A 19,813-nucleotide genomic window follows, 5' to 3' on the forward strand; every position below is an offset into this window, starting at 1 on the left:
GGGTGAGGAGGGGGAGGCGGGGGGAGAGGTGGTGGAGCCCTTGGGCGTGGGCGGCGAGGGCGTGTTGGCGGGCTTGCTCGGTGCGGCCGGTGTGCAGGGCTGCTTCGGTGAGGTCGAGGAGGGTGCGCGGGGCCTGGTGGGCGTAGGGCGTGAAGGTGCCGGGGGGTGTGATGCCGATGGCGTGGAGGTAGGCGGCTTCGTGGTCGCCTTCGGCGAGGGAGGCGGTGGTGCCGATGGTGTCGGTGATCTGAGTGAGGAAGCCGATGCCGCGGGGGCGGGCCCAGGCGTCGACGGCCGCTTGGAGTTGGCGGGCGTGTTCGACCTGACCGCGCAGCGCGGCCAGCAACCCCAGGTAGGCCTGCGTGTGATGGACGAACAGAGTGTGCCGGTGTGTCGTCGTCAGTCGCAGACAGCGCTGCCCGGTGCGCTCGGCCTCGTCCCATTCACCGACCGCGATCTGGTCGAGCATGATCAGGTGCAGCATGGTCATGGCGTCGGCCAGGGCCCCCGTCTCCACCTCACGGTCCACGGTGCGCTGGAGATGCGGTCGGTACCGGCTGAGGGTGTCCACGTGGTAGGCGGCGACGGCCAGCCGGGTGAGATCCCACGGCTCCAGGTCACCCGGAGCGGCGAAGGCGCGTTCCACCCGCTCCGCCACCCCGGCGCCGCGACGCACCACGTCACCCCACGCGTCCTGGTAGATCCGCGAGTGCGACGGGACCAGGCCGCCCAGCGAGTCCAGCAGTTCGTGAGACCGCTCCCACGCGTCGGCGTCGCTCGCGTACTGGTTGATCGCCAGCAGCAGGTCGATCAGGCGGGTGAGCACCTCGTTCGGCTCCTCCACCCCGCTGTCCCGCATGCTCTCGATCGCCGCGAAGACCTGGCGCTGCGAGGACCGCACGTCCCCGTCCTCGAAGAACGCGACATAGCCGGACGCCACCACCGACGAGGGGGAGTCGCCGGTCCCGGACCCGGCGTCCGAGAGGACGAGCTGCCGGACGTGGTCCAGCCGCCCCGAGTGTCCGGCGACGTACGCCGCGCTGCCCAGCCGCCTGGACCGTTCCTCGCGGCTCTCGCTGAGCTCCGCGGCTCGGGTCAGCCAGGCGACGGCGGTCACCGCGCCGCCCCGCCTGGTCGCGGAGTCCGCGGCCGCCTCCAGCGCCGCGGCCACCGCCTCGTCCGGGTCGACCGTCGAGGCCGCCAGGTGGGTGGCCCGCCGCTCGATGTCGTCGCGGTGCAGCTCGGCGAGGGCCGCGTGTGCGGCGCGCCGCTCGTTGGGGGTGGCGGTCTGGACCACGGTGGACCGCACCAGGGGGTGCCGGAAGACGAAGTCGCCGCTGAGCGGATCGATCTCCAGCAGCCCGAGGGCGGCAGCCTCGTCGGCGTCGCGCATGCGGTAGCGGGTCCCGCGAGTGCGGTCGGCCGCCGTGCCCGATCCGACGCCGTCCAGCGCGCCGCGCAGCAGTTCGGCGCGCACCGCCCCGTCGAGCGACTCGATGCGCGCGCCGTACACCTGTTGCAGCCGCAGGGGCAGCGGGACGCCTGTGTAGCCGAACAGTTCCGCGGCGCTGCGTCCCGCCCGGCCGCCGCGCACATGGGGCGGCAGTTCGAGCAGGGCCAGGGGATTGCCCCGTGCCTCGTCCAGGACCAGGCGGCGGATCTGCGGATCGAGCCCGGGGTGGCGCAGGTCCAGGAGCCGCTCGGCGATCTCCGTCGGGAGGGTGGTGACCGGCAGTTCCGGCAGCGCCGCCGTGTCGAAGCCGGAGGGCACACCGGAGCGCAGGCCGACGACGAGCTTGATGGAGCTGCCGGTCAGCCGGCGTCCGACGAAGCCGCACACCTCGGTGCTGGAGGCGTCGAGCCACTGGCCGTCGTCGAGGACCAGCAGGAGGGGCTGCCGCGAGGCCGCGAGGGAGAGCAGGTCGAGGACGGCGATCCCGAGCGTCATGACCGAGGGCGGAGTGTCCTGGGCCCTGCCGAAGACGACGTCGAACACCCTGCGGTGCGCGTCGTCCAGCCTGTCGAGGTGGTTGAGCAGCGGATACAGGAACTGGTGCAGTCCGGCGAACGGCAGCTCCGACTCGGCCTCGACACCGGCCGCCCTGATCACCCGGTGGTTCTCGGCCGCCGCGAGGTCGACGACGTGGTCCAGCAGGGCGCTCTTGCCCACCCCCGCGTCACCGCGCAGCACGAGCGCGCGGCCCCCGGCGGCCGCCACGAACGCCGACAGCGCCTGCTGCTCGCCTTCACGACCGACCATGGTTCCGACGATCGACTCCACGCCCCCACTCCCTTCACCGCTGAACCGGCCCGGCCCGAACGGTCTCGCGTCCGTGCGTGCGGATCACGCCGGGCGCCAGGCGAGGGTACGTCGTCGTCCCGGGCAGCCACATGCCGGGCGGCTGCGTGCATGACAGCAGGCCCAGTCGCCGGCCGGTCACTCACACCTGTCGCAGAAGACTAGATGCCCCGGCGGGTTCACGTCACCCGGTATGGCTGAAAAAGGCTCTTGTGAGCCAGTCTCATACGTATGCGCCGACAATCGAATCCAACGCTCTTTCCGCACTGGAGTGCGCTGCGGACGGGACGGCCGGAACGGGCGCGCGGTGCACTCGCCCGTTCCTGTCGGGCGAGACCGCGGACCTCGCCCCCGAGAGCGGCCCTCGTCGACACATGTGATCGACCACCGAGAAACATGTCTACAGTGTGGGCATGACCCAGCACCGCAAGGGCCTCGTTCTCGACTTCGGTGGTGTGCTGACCACCCCGCTGCTGCCCGCCGCGCTCGCCTTCGAGCGCCGCGAGGGACTCGCCGAGGGGACCCTGCTCACCGGCCTCTACCTCGATCCCCGGGGCATCCGGCTCACCGAGGAACTCGAGCGCGGCAAGCTCACCCAGAGCGAGTGGAACGAGGCGGCCGCCGAACTGCTCGGTGTCCGGCCGGACAACCTGATGGGCCGTATCTTCGCCGATCTGCGTCCCCAGCCCTCCGTGATCGCCGCGGCCGCCGCCGCCCGCCGAGCCGGCGTCAGGGTCGGCATCCTCTCCAATTCCGTCGGCCCCGACCCCTGGAACCTTTACGCGGGCTACGAGTTGGAGGAGCGTTACGACGCCCTGGTGCTGTCGGAGGGCCACGGCACGCGCAAGCCCGAGCCGGAGATCTTCCGGATCGTGCTGGACGAACTCGGCCTGCCGGCGGAGGAGTGCGTGTTCGTGGACGACACCGAGCAGTACCTGGCGCCCGCGGCCGCGCTGGGATTCGCCACCGTCCACGCCGTGGAGCCGACGCGGACGGTGGCGGCGACGGAAACCCTGCTCGGCATCCCGTTGACGGGCCGGAACCCGGAGCGGGTCACACCCTGAGGAGACACCTGTGAAACTGGGCCTGGCCCTGCCCACCTTCGGCCCCGACGCCTGCCCCGAGGGCATCGTGCGCGTCTGCCGTACCGCGGAGGACATGGGATACGACTCGCTGTGGACCGGCGACCGCGTCCTCGCCCCGCATGTGCCGGGCGCCCCGTACCCGAGCGCCGACGGTGAGATGCCGCGCGCCTACGAGAACCACATGGACCCGCTGGTCGCCCTGACGTTCGCCGCGTCCCACACCACACGGGTCCACCTGGGCACGAGCACCCTGAACGGCCTGTGGCTGCCGCCGGTGATGCTGGCCCGGAGCCTGACCACCCTCGACCTGCTCAGCCGGGGGCGGCTGATCGTGGGTCTCGGCCTGGGCTGGATGCCCGACGAGTACACCGCGGTCTCCGTGCCCTGGAAGGGCCGCGGCGCCCGCCTCGACGAGACGCTGGACGTCCTGCGGGAGTACTGGGCCAATGACGTCTTCTCGCACCAGGGACCGCTGTTCACCATTCCGGAGACCGTCGTAGGCCTCAAACCGCGTCAGAAGCCCGCACCGCCCGTGCTGCTCGCCGCGTTCACCCCCGGTGGACTGCGCCGCATCGGACGGCGGCTCGACGGCTGGCTGCCCGTGGCGATGCCGCTCCCGCATCTGATGGGGATGTGGGAGGTCATCCAGAAGGCGGCGGCCGAGGCGGACCGCGACCCCTCCGCCCTGCGCATGGCGCTCCGTGTCAACCCGCGGCTGACCGACTCCCGTACCGGTCCGGAGCGGATGCCCGCCGCGGGCACCCTCGCCCAGTACGTCGATTACGCGCGGGCCGCCGCCGAAGCGGGTGTGCACGAGCTGTTCGTGGACTTCGGGCAGACACCCGCCTCCCTCGCCGAACGCGTCGACCTCGCCGGCCGCTTCATCGAGGGGGTCCGCCGCGGCTGATCCGCTTCACGGCGACGGAACACCCACAGCGGGACCGACCGGCGCCGACAGGTGTGTCAGGACGTCCCGAGACCGTTGAGGAGGGTGTCCACGACGACGTCCGCCGCCTGGCCCGCGCTCAGTTCGGGCAACTGCCGGGAGACCAGGTGCATGAGCTGGGGCAGCAGCGCGCTAGCCCAGCCCTGGGGCAGCCCCGGCCGCAGCAGGCCTTCGTCGGTGGCCCGCCGCAGGAAGGCGTCGACCTCCTCGACGGCCGCGTCACGCCGGGCGTGGACGCTCTCGTCGGTGAGCATGCGGGTGAGGTCAACGGGCCAGGTGCGGTTGACGGTGATGATGTTCTCGACGTAGCGGTGCAGGGCGACGGCGACGGGTGCTTCGCGCAGGCGGGCGTCCTGGATGGCGTGTTCGATGGCGGTGAGGCGGGCGTCGTAGATGGCGGCGAGGAGGTCGTCGCGGGAGGCGAAGCGTCGGTAGACGGTGCGTCGGTCGACGCCTGCTTCGGTGGCGATGCTCGCGATGCTCGCGCCGGGGTCGGCGGCGAGCATGCGTGCGCCGGTGGTCAGGACGGCTTCGAGATTGCGCGCTGCATCAGCTCTCACCGCACTGATTCTAGTGGCGGAATGTGATGCCTGAGACATCTAGCGCCTCTCAGGAGTAGAAGCCTGGCTTGTAAGTGCTACATTCTAGTGGCAGATAGATCTGGTAATGACAGATTGATGAGTCCTCTAGAAAGGCACCTTCCATGTCGAAGGCATCCGCAGCTTCATCACCCAGGGCGGGAGGGGTGGCCGCCGCGATGAGCGCGCTGGTCCTGGCGGTCCTCCTCGCCGCCCTGGACCAGACGATCGTCTCGACCGCGTTGCCCCGGATAGCCGAGGACCTGGACGGCTTCGACGACATCGCATGGGTCAGCGCCGCCTACCTGCTCGCTTCGACCGCGGTCACACCCCTGTGGGGCAAGCTCGGCGACATGTTCGGCCGCAAGAGGCTGTACCTGGCCTCGACCTCGGTCTTCCTGATCGCCTCCGTGGCCTGCGGCCTGGCACGGAACCTGCCCGAACTGGTCGGTGCCCGCATCCTTCAGGGCGTGGGCGGCGGCGGCATGATCGTGCTGACCTTCGCCCTCGTCGGCGACATCGTCGCCCCGAGCGAACGCGGCCGCTACCAGGGCATGTTCGGCTCGGTCTACGGCGTCGCCAGCATCGTCGGCCCCCTGCTGGGCGGCGTCTTCACCGACCAGCTGTCCTGGCGGTGGGCGTTCCTGGTGAACCTGCCGGTCGGCATCGTCGCCCTGGCCATCGCGGCGCGGGCGCTCCCCGCCGCCGGCCGGGGCACCCGGGCCCGCATCGACTACCCCGGCGCCACCGTGCTGGCCGCCATCGCCACCGGCCTGGTCCTCGTCACGTCCTTCGGGGAGCGCTGGGGCTGGGGCTCGCCGGCCATCGTCGGCCTGATCGCCGCCACCGTCGTACTGGCCGTGCTGCTGGTGCCGGTCGAGCGCCGCGCCGCCGCCCCGGTCCTGCCCCCGGCCATGTTCGCCTCCCGGACCGTGGTGTTCTCCTCGCTGATCGCCTTCTTCGCCAACGCCGCTATGTTCGCCGTGCTGGTCTACCTGCCGACCCACCTCCAGATCGTCCACGGAGTCTCGGCCACCCTCTCCGGCGTCCACATGCTGCCCCTGGTCGCCGGACTCGTCGTCAGTCAGTCCCTGGCCGGACGCTGGGCCGCGCAAGTCGGGCGCCTGCGGACGATCCTGCTCGCGGGCCTGGTCGCCAACCTCGCCGGACTGCTCCTGCTCGGCACCATCGGAGCGGCCACCGACACCGTCCTGCTGAGCGTCTACTTCCTGATCACCGGTGTCGGCATCGGCATGGTCCCCATGGTCGTGCTGACCACCGTCCAGAACAGCGTGCCCACCGCAGACCTCGGCGCCGCCAGCGCCGTGGTCACCTTCGCCCGCTCCATCGGAGCCGCTTTCGGAGTCGCCGTCTTCGGCACCCTCCTGAACACCGGCTTCGCCGACCGTACGAGCAAACTGCCGACCACCGGCGGCTTCGACGCCACCCGCCCCGACACCATCGGCCGGCTTCCCGGCGCCCTGCGCGACACCGCACTGGACGCCTTCGCCCACGCCACGGCCGACGGCTACCTCTGGATCGCGCCCGCCCTCGCCGTCGGGATCGTCCTCGCCCTGTTCCTCAAGCCGGCACGCAAGAGCGGCGAGACCACCACCGACGACTCCACCCCCGCGCCCGCCGAGGACTCCGTCCGGGCCGCCTGACCCACCACGCCCTCGACCGGCCGACGCCCCCGGGTGCCGGCCGGCGGCGCGCTGCGGGCGTCCGCTCACGCACCGCCGTCCTCCGACGGCGCCCCCGGCCTCCGCTACACCCCGTCGTCCTGCGGAGCCGCCTCCGAGAGCCGCTTGAGCTGGTCGGTCCACAGTGCGTTCAGGCGCTGCGCCCACAGCGGGGACGACGCTGTCAGGGATCTGGCGGCCGGCCCGCGGACCACGTTCTCGGTGACCACGTGGGTGCCGTCCGCCACCGGCGTGAGCAGCCACGCCTGGTAGAGCTGCACCCCGGCGCCGACACCCGACCAGCCGAGCCGCGTGTACGGCACGTGCTCGCCCGTGAACATCTCGAACCGGTGGCCGTGGAAGCACACCTCGAAGCTCCGCGCGAGCGGCCCGGCCCGCACCCCGGTGAGGCCCGGCACCCACTCCGGCCACCGCGGCACATCCGTGAGCAGGGCGAACGCCAGCGCGGGCGGGGCCTGCACGACGGCCTGCGTCTGGCAGAAGCTGTGCGCCTGGTCGGGCGAGAACCCCGACGGCCAGTGGATGTCCGGATGGCGGTCCGCGGCACCGGACATTCCGTCCCCTCTCGTACGCGCTGCGAGGCGGCGTCGGATGCGGCCACCGGTGACAGGGCACCGGCAGGGATGCCCCTCGGTCCACTCTGCTCGGCGGCCGTGGGCCCGGCATACGTCGAATGACTGAGGCGAGGACAGGCCCGCCGCACAGGGCCCGCGGGGTCACCCGCCGCTGTTCGCCTCCAGATCGGAGAGGGCGTCCCGCAGTGCGGCCCTCGAAGTGATGCCCAGTTTGGGGTAGATCTGGTACAGGTGCGTGCCGATGGTCCGATGGGACAGCAACAGCCGCTCGGCGATCTGCTTGTTCGTCAGTCCGGTCGCCGCGAGCCTGGCGATCTGGAGTTCCTGTGCCGTCAGGGCCCCCGGCCCGGGCCTGGCGGCCACCGACGCGGAGTGCCCGCCGGCCCGCAACTCCGCCGCGGTGCGCGCCGCCCAGGGCTTGGCGCCCAGGCGCTGGAAGTCCTCGAGCGCCCGGGAAAGCTGCTCCCGGGCCTCCGCAGCGACCCGCAGCCGCCGCAGCCGCTCGCCGTAAAAGAGCCGCACGCGTGCGACGTCGAACGGCCGGTGCTCCGGATCGGGCAGGGACAGCGCCTGCTCGAACAGCGCGAGCGACGCCTTACCCGGTGTGGTCAGCGCCTCGCAGGCCAGTACCGACAGTTCCAGACGGGGCGACAGCGCGGCCATCGAGCTGGCGCGCATCGCCGCCGCGTGTGCCGCGGCCTCCTTGTCCCGTCCGGTCCGGACGGCGGCCTCCACCAGGTCCATCGCACCCCACATGGCGATCGGCACGTAGGGGGCCACGGTCCCGGCCGGGCTCAGGGCGCAGGCGTGCTGGTACGCGGTCTCGAAGTCGTTGCCGCCCAATGCGGCCAGCGCTCTGGCATGGCAGGCGAAGTACCGGGCGCCGTGCGTGCCGCGAGGGGTCGCCCAGCGGACGATCTCCTCGGTCAGCCCGGCACTGGTGGCCGCGTCGCCCTGTGCCGCGGCCACGACCGCCTGGATGTACTGGAAGTACCAGGCGAAGAACCGGTAGTCGTGGTTCTCGCACAGCGCGAGCCCCTCGGCGGCCAGCTCGGCCGCGTCGTCCCACCGGCCCAGGTGGAAGTAGTCCAGACCCAGGTGCATCAGCGCGCCCAGATGGCGGCGGACGGGCGCGGCACCTGCGCGGCCCTGCTCCACCAGCCGGCGCGTGGCCCACCGGAAGTCCCCGAGCCGGTCCGCGAACACCGCGGCGGTGCCGACACGGATCACCCGGGTGGGGTCGTCGCCCACGGTGGTGATCAGTCGCGACAGCAGGGGCAGCGCCGCGGCCCCGGTGCGCGCCGGGTCGCCGAAGGTCCGGGTGATCACCCAGAGCAGTTCGGGCGGCTCGGGCGTCAGCCGTTCCACGTACTTCAGGAGCGGCTGCCACAGCTTCGGGTCACCGCCGTACCAGCACAGCAGCACCAGGACGTGCAGGGCCTCGATGAGGCCCTCGTCCGAGGCGTCGTAACCGTGCCCCCCGGACTCGATCGCCCCGACCAGGAGCTGGTAGGCGGTGTCCATGTCGCCGTCCCGGTTGATCAGCAGGAACGCCGCCGCGGCCGCCGCGTGCAGGGACTGCTGTCCGGTGGGATGGGCCTGGGCTCCGGCCAGCAGCCGCGTGGCGTCGTCCAGGTCGCCGCTGGAGTCCACGCCGACGTAGGCCGCCTCGGCCAGCCGGCGGCTCTCGTCGGATGCCGCGGGGCTGAGTCCCGCGGCGCGGGTCAGTGCCGCGACCGCGCCGAGCGCGTCCCCGCGCCGCAGCCGGCGGCGCGCGGCCTCCTCCAGCAGCGCCGCGACCGTCTCGTCCGGCCCCACGGCCGCTTCACCCAGGTGCCAGGCCCGTCGCTCCAACTGGTCGCCGAGCACGTCGGCGAGCGCACGGTGGGCGCGTCTGCGTTCGGCGGCGGGGGCAAGCTCCACCACCGCGGAACCGATCAGCGGATGCCGGAAGGACAGCCGCCGGTTGTCGGTGGAGATGGTCACCAGCCGCTTTTGCTCGGCGGGGCAGAGGTCGTCGACACCGGCCCGGCCGGATGCGGCGGCCTCGACGGCGGCCAGGTCACCAGTCCCGTCGAGGGCCGCGAGCAGCAGCATCAGCCGGGTGGGAGAGGACAGCCCGGCCACGCGCGAGGCGAACATCGCCTGGAGCCGTTCGCTGAGGGGCAGCACGCTCGGTATCGCGGCCAGGGTCGTGCGCTGTTCGGCGGAGAGCGCCATCGGCAGCTCCACCAGCGCCAGCGGGTTGCCGCGCGCCTCGGCCGTGATGCGGCGGCGTACGGCGGGGGAGACGTCGGGGTGCGTGCGGGCGAGCAGTTCGGCGGCGGAGGCGTCGTCCAGCGGCTCCAGCCGCCGTTCGGTCAGGCCGCTGGACTCGAAGAAGCTCTCGGAGTCCGTGCGGGAGGCGGCGAGGAAGCCGATCCGGCTGCCGATGAGCCGCCGGGCCACGAAGCCGAGCACGGCGTTGGTCGCCCGGTCCAGCCACGGCAGGTCGTCGACGACGAGCAGCAGCGGCGTGCGGGCCGATATCAGCCGCAGCAGCAGGAGGACCGCGGTGGAGGTCAGGAGCCGGTCGGGCGCCGGCCCGCCGCCGATGCCGATCGCGACCCGCAGCGCCTCGCGGTGCACGGGGTCCAGGACGTCGAACTCGTCGAAGAGCGGCACCAGGAGCTGGTTGAGTCCGGCGTAGCCGATGTCCGCCTCGAACTGCACCCCGGCCGCGCGCAGCACCCGGACGCCGTTGCGCGCGGCATCCGTCGCCACGGCGTCGAGCACGGCGGTCTTGCCCACTCCCGCCTCGCCCGAGAGCAGCAGTGCCGCCCCGTGGACCTCGGAGTTGTTGAGGAAGGAGTGGATGAAGTCGAGGTCCCCGTCGCGTCCGACCAGCCGTGTCGAGGCCGGGCGGACGGGCGGGTCCAGGTCGTTCATCGAGCTGCCTCCAACGGGGGACGTCTGGAGGCCTGGTGGGGTCCGCCGGCCTGGCCGTGCCTGCACCCGGCTCCGTGCGGCCCATGCAATCACTGGAGTGTAAAGGACGTCCACATCGTGCCCACGTCAGCGCGGTCGGGTGCGGAAGGCGACCGGCAGGCGCTCCGGACCCGCCCCGAGGACTGTCCGGAACTGGACCCTCTCTGACGTGAAGGGCGGTGTCGCCGCACCCCGGACGGCGAAGATCGTCGCACCCGGCGCAGAACATTCCACCGCACACGACGAAGTGAGGGACTGCCGTGACCGACCTGACCGCCGCTACCGAATCCGTGGCACAGCTCCGCACGGTCTGGCGTGCCATGGTGCTGGACCGGAACGAGGAGGCGGACGTACGTGATCTGCCGGGGGTCGCCGTCCGCTGGGCCGACTGCCGCTTCGCCTTCTGGAACGCGATCACCCTGACCGAGACGGGGGCCGACGCGACGCTTCTGGAGAAGCGGCTGCGCCAGGCGGCGGACATCATGGCCTCCAAGCGGCACCCGGGCTTCTTGTGGCTCTTCGAGGACCTGCTCGCCGACGACGCGCGCGAGGCGCTGGAAGGGGCAGCGGACAGCGCTGGCCTGTCCTACGCCTTCCCCGGCACCGGCATGGCCGGCGACTTGCTGCCCGTCCCTGACGCCCACCACCCGGAGCTGACGTTCGAACGGGTCACCACCGACGAGCACCTGCTGGCGTACGCGGACCTCAACTCGCGCGCCTACGGCTTCCCCCTCGACGACGGCCGCGACGGACTGGCGGGCTCCCGCCTGTGGAAGCGGGAGGTGTACGCCTACCTGGCCCTGCGGGACGGCACACCCGTCGCCTGCGCCGCCACCGTCGAGGCCCAGGGCAGGCTCTTCGTCGTGCTTGTCGCCACCGAACCCGGGCAGCAGCGCCGCGGTTATGGCGAGGCGGTCACCCGCAAGGCGCTGTACGAGGGTGCCCGCGCCACCGGCCTGACCCGGGCGACCCTGCACGCGACCGTCGCCGGGGCGCCCGTGTATCCGCGCATCGGTTTCGAGCCGAACTCCCCGATGCGCTTCTACGCGCTGAAGGGCTGAGCCGTGACCGTGCGACCCGTCCCTGGGCGTGGGGGACTCACTCTTCTTCGGCGAGGAGTCCTACTGACCGGGCAGTGCCCCGCGTGTGCCGTCCGACGGGCACAGCCCCCGCAGGAGGACGTCGAGGAGCCGTTCCGACCGGGCGTACTCCTCGTCGTCCGCTCCGACCCGCCACAACGGGCCGAGCAGCAGGAGCACGTCCTCGGCCGTCGTCCCGGGCACGATGGCCCCGGCCGCCTCGTTGGCCGCCACGAGGGCCGAAAGGGCGTCCAGCAGCGGCTGGTACGCCTGCCCGCACTCCTCGGTCAGTACGTCGCCCGCCGTGCTCATGGCGCACGCGAACTCCGGTGTGCACGCGCCGACGTCCAGGAGGCGCTTCAGCCAGGTCCGCAGCGCGAGCGGGGGATTCAGGGCGCCGAGGAGGGCGGGCACGGCGGCCGCCAGCTCCTCCACCTCCTCCCAGTACACCTCGAGCACAAGGGCCTCCCGACTGGGGAAGTGGCGGTAGATGGTGCCCTGGCCCACGCCGGCTCTGCGCGCGATGGACTTGAGCGAGGTGTCACCGGCAGCGGCGAGGGTCTCCGCCGCCGCTTCGAGGATGCGCAGCCGGTTGTGGCGTGCGTCGGCTCTCATCGATGCTCCGGCCTCTCTCCGGTGGCGATGCCGAGCAGCGCGGTGTGCCGCGCCGGGCAGGGGAAGGAGTGCAACACATGCAACACATGTCGCCGTCGCCGCGATAGGCACACATGAGACACGTATTCTGATGGAAACCTACACCCGCACGCCGTCCGACCGGGTGGGGGCACCGACATCTCGTCCGCAACCGACGGAAGGCCCTCGCTTCCCATGCCGCATGAGCGCCTCCCCGCACTGTCCGCCGCCCTCACCGCGGACCTCGACCAGGGCGTCTGGGCCCCGGGGCCCCTGGAGTGCACCCTCGCGGCCCGCCTGCTGGTGGCCTGCGCCGGTGACGGCCAGTTCACCCCGGTTCGGCTGCGCGAGATCCTCTGGGAGGGCAACGTCGCTCTGTCGCACACGGGTGGCGGTCGGCTGGCCCGTCTCCTTGCCGCACTGCACGAGGCGACCGCACGGCCGGGGCCTGGCGCCGACGTCGAACTGGCAGCTGCCGCCCGCCTGTTGGAGCGGGTGGCACAGGAACCGGAGTCCGCCCGCGGCCGGTGACGTGGTCAGCGTTCACGGGGGCGGGGGGAAGCCGGAACGGTCCGCGGGGACCCCGCACCCGGTGGCCGGCCGCCGGTGTCGGCGGGAGAGGACGCGTGGTGGGGCTGTCGGTGGAGGTCGCGGAGGAAGTCGGTGAGGAGCTCCAGCGTCCGTTCCGGTTCCTCGAAGGTGGCCGTGTGCCCGCCCTTGACCGCGGCCAGCCGTGCCCCTGGTATCCCCTCCGCGAGTTCCACCGAGTGCTCCGGAGCCACCAACTGGTCGCCCGTGGCCGCGACGACCAGGGTCGGTGCGCTGACGGCGGCGAGATCGCCGCGCAGGTCGATGCCCAGGGCCAAGGCGATCTGCTGAGAGACGCCGGGTGCGGATCCCGCCAGCCGGGCGGTCAGCCGCCGGGCCTCCTGCGAGGTGTGCGCGGCGAGGTAGGCCCGGGAGAAGGACAGTGAGGCGAGGAAAGCGTGCAACTCGGCGTCGCCGCGGGCCAGCACCGACGCCCACATCTCCAGACCGAGCCACAGTGTCGTGCGGGGCCGGGCGAACCCGCAGAGGGTGAACAGGCCGCGAACCGGGCGGGGATGGCGGGCGGCGGTCGCGACGGCGACGGCCGCGCCCAGTGAGGTCCCGGCGATCACGAACTCCGTCAGCCCGGCCTCGCGCGCCGTGGCAGCCACCTCGTCGGCCACGGCACCGACCCGCAGCGGGCCGACGGGCAAGGGGCTGCGGCCCGACCCGGGGAGATCGATCGACACGACCGTGTGCTCGACCGCCAGGTCGGCCAGTAACAGCTCCCAGGTGTCCGCCGCGGTGCCCCCGATCCCGGCCAACAGGACCAGACCGGGTCCGCTGCCCCGGACGTCGTACGCGAGCATGCCCACCTCTTCCGCTTCCCCAGGAGCACGAGCCTGCCCGGGACCATGAGCCTCCCCCGGAGCACGAGGGGAGGAGGGTCCGCGGGTTCAGCCGGCGGGAGCCTATCGGGATGTGTGCCGTGCTGCGTCCGGTTCCGTCTGTCGCGCGGTCCAGGAGGCGAGGATGCGCAGCCCGTCGTGCGAGGGGCTGCCGGGTTCGGCGGTCAGGACCATCAGGCGTTGCCCGGAGCCGTCGCCGCCGGACCAGGTGTCACAGTCCAGGGTGAGGTCGCCCACCAGGGGGTGGCGGTAGTGCTTGGTGCCGTACGTGGCGCTGTTGACGCGCTGCTGGGCCCACCAGGTGCGGAAGTCGGCGTCCTGGACGGTGAGGTCGCCGACCAGGCGCGCGAGTTCAGGGTCGTCGGAATCGGCGCCCGCCTCCATCCGCAGGGCGGCCACCGCGTCCCGGGCGTCGTGGGCCCACTCCCTGTGCAGCCCCCGGATCGCCGGGTCGGTGAACATCAGCCGCAGGTAGTTGCGCTGGTGGGCCGGTACGGCGGCGAAGTCGGTGTAGAGGGCGGTGGCGGTGGGGTTCCAGGCGAGGATGTCGAGGCGTCTGCCGAGGACGAGGGCGGGGGTGTGGGTGAGTTGGTCGAGGAGGCGACGCATGGCGGGCCGTAGGTGTTGGGGTCGTCGGCCGCGGCGTTGTGGGCGGTCGTCGGTGCGGCCGGCGAGTTGGTAGAGGTAGCGCTCCTCGTCCTCATCCAGGTGCAGGGCGCGGGCGAGGGTGGCCAGGACGGGGGTGGAGGCGCGGACGCGGCCCTGTTCGAGGCGGGTGTAGTAGTCGACGCTGATGGCGGCGAGTGCGGCGACTTCTTCGCGGCGCAGTCCCGTGACCCGGCGGGTGGAGTCCGTGGCGGGCAGGCCGCACTGCTCGGGACGCAGTTGCGCCCGGCGGGCCCGCAGAAAGGCACCGAGGGCATGCGGGTCGGGATGTGAGCTCATGTCGTCGATTCTCCTGCGGATCACCCGCAAGGGCGATGTGCCGGGTGAGGTCGGGGAACGGCCCGAGGGCGGCGGAACCCGCGATCGGTCCCACCGCCCTCCGGGGTGTCAGCGGACGGTGGCGCGGGCCGCGCGCTCGATCACGTCGGCCACCAGGCGGGGGTGGGAGACGGCGACGGAATGGGAGGCGGCGACCTCGGTGGTGTGCGCGTGGGCGCGCTTGGCCATGAAGCGCTGCACGGCCGGGGGGATGTTGAGGTCCTCGGTGGTGACGATGTCCCAGCTCGGGATGGTCTTCCAGGCCGCGGTGGTGGCCTTCTCCTCCAGGGCGGCCTGGGCGATGGGACGCTGCTCGGCGGCCATCAGGGCGGCCTGCTTGGCGGGTACGTCGGCGGCGAATTGGTGGTGGAACTCGTCCTGCCGGATGTACAGGTCGGTGACGGTGGAACCGTCGGCCTGCTGGTAGGTGACCGGGTCAAGGGTGCCGGGGAGGGTGGAACCCGGGTACTTGTTCGTGAGCTCCAGGGCGCTTTCGCCGGGGGCGGGCAGGAAGGCGGCCACGTAGACCAGGGCCTTGACCTCGGGATCGTCGGTGGCGGCCGCGCTGATGACGTTGCCGCCGTAGGAGTGGCCGACGACGATCTTCGGGCCCTTGACGTGGTCGAGGACGGTTCGCAGGGCGGCGGCGTCGGATGCCGGGCCGCGCAGCGGGTTGGCGGCGGCGACGACCGGGTAGCCGTCCGCGCGGAGCTTGGCGATGACGCCGTTCCAGCTGGAGCCGTCGGCGAAGGCGCCGTGCTCCAGGATGACGGTGGGCTTGGCGTGCTTGCCGGCGCCGGCCGCCCCGGCGCTCTCGGTCGCGCCGTTGGCGGTGCCGGTGAGGGCGAACGCGCCCAGCGCGAGCCCCGCCGTGGCCGTCGCGACCGCGCCCGTCACCAGCCGCTTGCGTCCACCCTTGATGCTCACCACGACAAAACCCCTCTCAGGAATGTTTCTCGGTTTCGGTACTTGAGGTGTTCCGGTTCGACCGGATTCCGTCACCGCTCCGACCGGTGACGAATTTCGCACAGAAGATCGTCACCTGTCAAGGAGGTGACCGATCGTCGAGGTCGTGCTGCTGCCGATGGCTGTGGCTCAGAGGTGGTCGGCGTCCACCACGGCCTGGGCGAAGGCGGTGGGTGCTTCCTGCGGCAGATCGTGACCGATGTCCGTGATCGTCCGGTGCAGGTACGGGCCGGTGAAGTGGTTGCGGTACGAGGTGCCGTCGCCCGGTGCCGTGAACGGGTCCAGGGCCGCGTCGAGGGTGACCGTGGGGACACCGATGGAGGGCTGAGCGGCAAGGAGGCGCTCGTAGCGGTCGTAGCGCCGGTCGCCCTCGATCAGGCTGATGCGCCACCGGTAGTTGTAGAGGACGATCGCGGCGTAGTCGGGGTTCTTGAAGGCCTCGGCGGTGCGCGCAAAGGTGGCGTCGGAGAAGTCCCAGTTCGGGGAGACGAGGGTCCACACGTAGCGGCACAGCGCGATGCGCTGGTCGACGTTCTCCATGGCCTTCACACCCCGGTCGGTGGCGAAGTACCACTGGTACCACCAGTTGTGCTCCACGGCCGGGATCGCGGGCTCCAGCTGCGCCTTGCGGTCGGTGATGAGGTAACCGCTGGTCGACACAAGGGACTTGACGCGCTCGGGCCACAGGGCGGCGATGATGTCGGCGGTCCGCGAGCCCCAGTCGAAGCCGGCGAGGACGGCCTTGTCGATCTTCAGGGCGTCCATGAACGCGATGATGTCCAGGGCGATCGCGGACTGCTCGGTGGTGCGGGGGGTGTGCCGGGACAGGAAGCGGGTGCTGCCGTGGCCGCGCAGGTACGGGACGAGGACCCGGTAGCCCAGGTCGGCCAGGAGCGGGGCGACGTCGACGAAGCTGTGGATGTCGTACGGCCACCCGTGCAGGAGGACGACGACCGGGCCGTGCGCGGGGCCGGCCTCGGCGTAACCGATCTCCAGGACGCCCGCCTTGACGTGCTTCAGCCTGCTGAACTCGGTGTGGGTGCCGGGCGTGACGGTCGGCACCGTGGGAGCGGCGGCGCCGCTCGACAGCTGCGAGGCGGTCGCTGCGGACGCCTGGATCTGGAGGCCGGCCAGGGAGGCCGCGGCCGCGCCGGTGCCCAGACCGACGGCCTTGCTGAAGGTACGCCTGTTGATCATGTGAAGTCCTCCGGAGTGCGTTCGAGATGACCGGCCCGTGCTCGCCGGGCCGTTGGCGCGATGACCCTCGCACAGCGTCTGTCACCTGTCAAACAGGTGACGAGCGGGGTCGATGTCCATACTCTCTCCCGTAACGAAACCGGACACATCAGTCATGTGACGGTCGGATACGCGGCGTCGGCACGGGCGTGCGGAGCGCCACCCGGTCAGTCATTCGACTCAGGCGAACGACCTGCGTTGCGGGCCTGCGGGTTCCCCTGGGCAAGGTCCAGCGTCAGTTAGCGGCACAGCCGAGACCGGCTTCGGATGACGCTGGTCCAGCAGCCATCGCCAGACCGAGTCCGACAGGACGTCCACGGGAAGTCGGTCGAGGGCGAGGTGTCGAGTCCTGAACGATGCCCGAGCGGCATGTCAAGCCTGTGTGCGTGCGGCTCCGTTTTCGCGGCGAAGTGAGTCGCGGAGCCCGGCCCGCCCCGACTCCGGCGATCCGTCCGTCACGGCCACTTGCTACTGGTGCCCGCCGGGTGTGCGGCGCGCTCACCCGGAGAGCCTGCTGTGCCGCCGAGCCCGCAAAGATACGTGTCGACCGCCACGTCGGCGGCCTGCCCCGGACTCAGGTGGGCGAGGTGATGGGCCGCCAGGTGCACCAGCGCGAGCAGCAGCGACCCTGCCCAGTCCCGTGGCCGGTCCCGGCGCAGCAGATCCCCGTCGGCCGCCCGCCGCAGGAAGGCCTCGACCTCGGCGATACAGGCGTTTCGACGCTGCTTGATCGCCTCGTCGGTGAGCATGCGGGTGAGGTCGACGGGCCAGGTGCGGTTGACGGTGATGATGTTCTCGACGTAGCGGTGCAGGGCGACGGCGACGGGTGCTTCGCGCAGGCGGGCATCTTGGATGGCGTGTTCGATGGCGGTGAGGCGGGCGTCGTAGATGGCGGCGAGGAGGTCGTCGCGGGAGGCGAAGCGTCGGTAGACGGTGCGTCGGTCGACGCCTGCTTCGGTGGCGATGCTCGCGATGCTCGTGCCGGGGTCGGCGGCGAGCATGCGTGCGCCGGTGGTCAGGACGGCTTCGAGATTGCGCGCTGCATCAGCTCTCATCCCACAAAAGTACCGCTCATGTGGATGCTAGAACTCTGCAGTGCACTCTTATGAGAATCTAACCGAGAGAAGTGCTACATTAAAGTGGCAATTAGAAGAGCATGATCTACGACCGCACCCGAAGAGAGAACGCACATGATCACCTACGCCCGACTTTTCATCGGAGGCATCTGGGTCGAGCCGAGCAACCCGGAGCTGCTCGACATCTCCTCCCCGCACGACCGCTCGGTGATCGGCCGCGCCGCCCAGGCGCAGCCGGCGGACATCGACCGGGCCGTCGCCGCGGCGCGGGCTTCCTTCGACAAGGGCGAGTGGCGCCTTACCCCGCCCGCCGAGCGCATCGCGGTCCTGCGGCGGTTCAACGCCCTGCGCGAGGAGAGCGCCGAGAAGATCGCCCACCTGATCTCGCTGGAGAACGGCTCGGCCGGCTGGTTCACCCGCGCAGGCCAGCCGGGCCTGACCCGCCAGGCGAACGCCTACCTCAAGGCGGCGGAGGAGTTCCCGTGGGAGGAGACGCTGGTGCCCTCCGACCCGGCGGCCCCGGTGCGCAGCGTGGTGCGCCGCGAGGCGATCGGCGTCGTGGCCGCCGTCATCCCCTGGAACTCCCCCTTCTCCTCGGCCACTTCGAAGATCATCCCTTCGCTCCTCGCGGGCAACTCGGTGGTCCTGAAGGTGTCCCCGGAGAACTCGCTGAGCATGGGCTTCCTGTCCGAGCTCATCGAACGGGCGGGCCTCCCCGAGGGCGTGATCAGCGTGCTGCCCGCCGACCGTGAGACCAGTGAGTACCTGGTCTCCCACCAGGACGTCGACAAGATCGCCTTCACTGGCTCCACCCGGGCCGGCCGTCGCATCGCCGCGATCGCCGGCGAGCAGCTGAAGCGGGTCAGCCTGGAGCTGGGTGGCAAGTCCGCCGCGATCATCCTGCCCGACGCCGACATCGAAAAGGCCGTCGCGGGCGTGAGGTTCGGCTCCCTGCTCAACAACGGCGAGTCCTGCATCGCCCAGACCCGCATCCTGGCCCCGCGCAGCCGGTACGAGGAGGTCGTGGCCGGGCTCAAGGAACTGGTCGAGTCCCTGAAGGTCGGCGACCCCAACGACCCCGACACCTTCATCGGCCCGATGATCCGCCCCGACCAGCAGGAGCGGGTGCGCAACTACATCCAGCTCGGCATCGAGGAAGGCGCCCGCCTGGTCACCGGCGGCCCCCAGATCCCGGAGGGCCTGGAGAAGGGCAACTACGTCACCCCGACCGTCTTCGCCGACGTCGACAACGCCATGCGGATCGCGCAGGAGGAGATCTTCGGCCCGGTCCTGGTGGTCATCGCCTACGACGACGAGGACGAGGCCGTCCGTATCGCCAACGACTCCGAGTACGGCCTGTCCGGCGGTGTCTGGTCCGCCGACGAGGCCCACGCTCTGGAGGTGGCCCGTCGCGTCCGCACCGGCACCGTCACCGTCAACGGCGCGTCCGTCGCCTTCGACGGCCCGTTCGGCGGGTTCAAGGCCAGCGGCATCGGCCGCGAGTACGGCGCGGTCGGCCTCGGTACGTACACGGAGTACAAGACCATCACGGTCTGACCCGGAACCGTATGGCGGTCCCGGCGCACCCAATGACCCGTTGGTGCGGTGATGAACGCAAAGCGTACGCACGTGTCTCACCCCTCCGGGCGACCAGAAGGCGGTACTGCCGGGCAACCGAAAATCACCGCCTTGGAGGCGCCGTGTCGCCTCAGGGGCTGGACACGACTTCGTCACCGGCTTGACAGGTGACGAGCGAAAGGCCATGCTGAGAGTCGTCCGGGCGACAATCAGGACGCCGTCCGCGATCGACGAAGTGGAGCAGGGTCATGAACAAGGGGCTCAGCACGGAAGACGCCGAGGCGGCGGTTCGGCACGCGCGGTTCGGCAAGCTTCCCGAGCGCATACGTTTCGGCGACATGACCGAAGCGGTCGAGGCCGCCCCGGCCGGCGGGGCGAACGGATCGTACGACCCCGAAGGCTCGTGGAAGTACTACTCCTGCCTCGCCCTCGACCTCGGTCTGTAGATGCCCGCCGGGCGTCGATCCCGGCGACGGACGCTGAATGGCCTGGATCGCCCGGTCGGCCGTGCTCCGCACGGTGCCGACCGGGCGATCCTGCGTTTGAGTCGCCGGCTGCCCGGGCCTCGGGGTGGCTGTGCGGTGGCGAAGGTGTCCGGAGCATTCTTAAGTCTACCGGTGTAGACTTATGTTGTCGTGATGATCGACCCTGGCCGTCATGGCCCGGGAACAC

17 protein-coding genes are annotated in these 19,813 nt (G+C 71.4%); 7 read left to right on the top strand and 10 right to left on the bottom strand.

Translation table 11 applies throughout. The annotated features are described in order from the left end of the window. The coding region (locus tag AOJ26_RS01410; protein ID WP_420713181.1) for an AAA family ATPase at nucleotides 1-2,260 on the bottom strand (2,260 nt) is incomplete at its 3' end. Between the two features lie 452 nt (nucleotides 2,261-2,712). On the opposite strand from AOJ26_RS01410, the gene AOJ26_RS01415 reads away from it, so the two are divergent. Together AOJ26_RS01415 and AOJ26_RS01420 are read left to right on the top strand one after the other, a co-directional pair. Then, the gene (locus AOJ26_RS01415) at nucleotides 2,713-3,363 is read left to right on the top strand and encodes an HAD-IA family hydrolase (RefSeq protein ID WP_053846290.1); all 651 of its coding nucleotides are present in this window, start codon (nucleotides 2,713-2,715) and stop codon (nucleotides 3,361-3,363) included. Nucleotides 3,364-3,373: 10 nt separating this feature from the next. Next, nucleotides 3,374-4,291 carry a TIGR03619 family F420-dependent LLM class oxidoreductase gene (locus AOJ26_RS01420; protein ID WP_053846291.1) on the top strand — a complete coding sequence of 306 codons (918 nt, stop codon included), beginning with the start codon at nucleotides 3,374-3,376 and terminating at the stop codon, nucleotides 4,289-4,291. Between the two features lie 56 nt (nucleotides 4,292-4,347). Here the strand turns inward: AOJ26_RS01420 and AOJ26_RS01425 are convergent, their stop codons facing one another. After that, the gene (locus tag AOJ26_RS01425; protein WP_053846292.1) at nucleotides 4,348-4,836 is read right to left on the bottom strand and encodes a TetR/AcrR family transcriptional regulator; all 489 of its coding nucleotides are present in this window, start codon (nucleotides 4,834-4,836) and stop codon (nucleotides 4,348-4,350) included. A gap of 251 nt (nucleotides 4,837-5,087) precedes the next feature. Here AOJ26_RS01425 and AOJ26_RS01430 point away from each other — a divergent pair, with 251 nt between their 5' ends. Beyond that, a complete protein-coding gene (locus AOJ26_RS01430) occupies nucleotides 5,088-6,572 on the top strand; it encodes an MDR family MFS transporter (RefSeq protein ID WP_234358399.1) in 1,485 nt (494 codons plus the stop codon). A 104-nt stretch (nucleotides 6,573-6,676) separates the two neighbouring features. On the opposite strand, the gene AOJ26_RS01435 is transcribed toward AOJ26_RS01430, so the two are convergent. Both AOJ26_RS01435 and AOJ26_RS01440 read right to left on the bottom strand, forming a co-directional pair. Beyond that, nucleotides 6,677-7,165: an SRPBCC family protein gene (locus AOJ26_RS01435; RefSeq protein ID WP_053846294.1), complete on the bottom strand. Its 489-nt coding sequence runs from the start codon at nucleotides 7,163-7,165 to the stop codon at nucleotides 6,677-6,679. 162 nt (nucleotides 7,166-7,327) lie between these two features. Then, nucleotides 7,328-10,114 carry an ATP-binding protein gene (locus AOJ26_RS01440; RefSeq protein ID WP_053846295.1) on the bottom strand — a complete coding sequence of 929 codons (2,787 nt, stop codon included), beginning with the start codon at nucleotides 10,112-10,114 and terminating at the stop codon, nucleotides 7,328-7,330. A 299-nt stretch (nucleotides 10,115-10,413) separates the two neighbouring features. On the opposite strand from AOJ26_RS01440, the gene AOJ26_RS01445 reads away from it, so the two are divergent. Continuing rightward, entirely contained in the window at nucleotides 10,414-11,214 is an 801-nt protein-coding gene (locus AOJ26_RS01445) for a GNAT family N-acetyltransferase (protein WP_053846296.1), read from the top strand. Between the two features lie 60 nt (nucleotides 11,215-11,274). Here the strand turns inward: AOJ26_RS01445 and AOJ26_RS01450 are convergent, their stop codons facing one another. Then, nucleotides 11,275-11,847, bottom strand: a complete 573-nt coding sequence (locus tag AOJ26_RS01450; protein ID WP_053846297.1) for a TetR/AcrR family transcriptional regulator — start codon at nucleotides 11,845-11,847, stop codon at nucleotides 11,275-11,277. Nucleotides 11,848-12,060: 213 nt separating this feature from the next. Between AOJ26_RS01450 and AOJ26_RS01455 the strand changes: the two genes are divergently transcribed. Further along, nucleotides 12,061-12,396, top strand: coding sequence for a hypothetical protein (locus AOJ26_RS01455; RefSeq protein ID WP_053846298.1), 336 nt, complete (start codon nucleotides 12,061-12,063; stop codon nucleotides 12,394-12,396). 5 nt (nucleotides 12,397-12,401) lie between these two features. Here the strand turns inward: AOJ26_RS01455 and AOJ26_RS01460 are convergent, their stop codons facing one another. The 5 genes from AOJ26_RS01460 to AOJ26_RS01480 all read right to left on the bottom strand — a co-directional run bounded on the left by AOJ26_RS01460 (nucleotide 12,402) and on the right by AOJ26_RS01480 (nucleotide 17,488). Beyond that, complete coding sequence (locus AOJ26_RS01460) at nucleotides 12,402-13,262, bottom strand: alpha/beta fold hydrolase (RefSeq protein WP_078959695.1); 861 nt, start codon at nucleotides 13,260-13,262, stop codon at nucleotides 12,402-12,404. A gap of 102 nt (nucleotides 13,263-13,364) precedes the next feature. Further along, nucleotides 13,365-14,246 carry a helix-turn-helix domain-containing protein gene (locus AOJ26_RS01465; RefSeq protein ID WP_053846299.1) on the bottom strand — a complete coding sequence of 294 codons (882 nt, stop codon included), beginning with the start codon at nucleotides 14,244-14,246 and terminating at the stop codon, nucleotides 13,365-13,367. 108 nt (nucleotides 14,247-14,354) lie between these two features. Beyond that, nucleotides 14,355-15,215, bottom strand: coding sequence for an alpha/beta fold hydrolase (locus AOJ26_RS01470; RefSeq protein ID WP_053846300.1), 861 nt, complete (start codon nucleotides 15,213-15,215; stop codon nucleotides 14,355-14,357). 165 nt (nucleotides 15,216-15,380) lie between these two features. Next, nucleotides 15,381-16,448 carry an alpha/beta fold hydrolase gene (locus AOJ26_RS01475; RefSeq protein WP_053846301.1) on the bottom strand — a complete coding sequence of 356 codons (1,068 nt, stop codon included), beginning with the start codon at nucleotides 16,446-16,448 and terminating at the stop codon, nucleotides 15,381-15,383. Between the two features lie 494 nt (nucleotides 16,449-16,942). Further along, entirely contained in the window at nucleotides 16,943-17,488 is a 546-nt protein-coding gene (locus AOJ26_RS01480; RefSeq protein WP_053846302.1) for a TetR/AcrR family transcriptional regulator, read from the bottom strand. Nucleotides 17,489-17,677: 189 nt separating this feature from the next. Here AOJ26_RS01480 and AOJ26_RS01485 point away from each other — a divergent pair, with 189 nt between their 5' ends. After that, nucleotides 17,678-19,120, top strand: a complete 1,443-nt coding sequence (locus AOJ26_RS01485) for an aldehyde dehydrogenase (RefSeq protein ID WP_053846303.1) — start codon at nucleotides 17,678-17,680, stop codon at nucleotides 19,118-19,120. 269 nt (nucleotides 19,121-19,389) lie between these two features. After that, nucleotides 19,390-19,587, top strand: coding sequence for a hypothetical protein (locus AOJ26_RS01490; RefSeq protein WP_053846304.1), 198 nt, complete (start codon nucleotides 19,390-19,392; stop codon nucleotides 19,585-19,587). Nucleotides 19,588-19,813: the final 226 nt, after the last annotated feature.

The sequence above is a fragment of the Streptomyces sp. NRRL B-24085 genome, from assembly GCF_001282115.1.
In the GTDB taxonomy this organism is placed as follows: domain Bacteria; phylum Actinomycetota; class Actinomycetes; order Streptomycetales; family Streptomycetaceae; genus Streptomyces.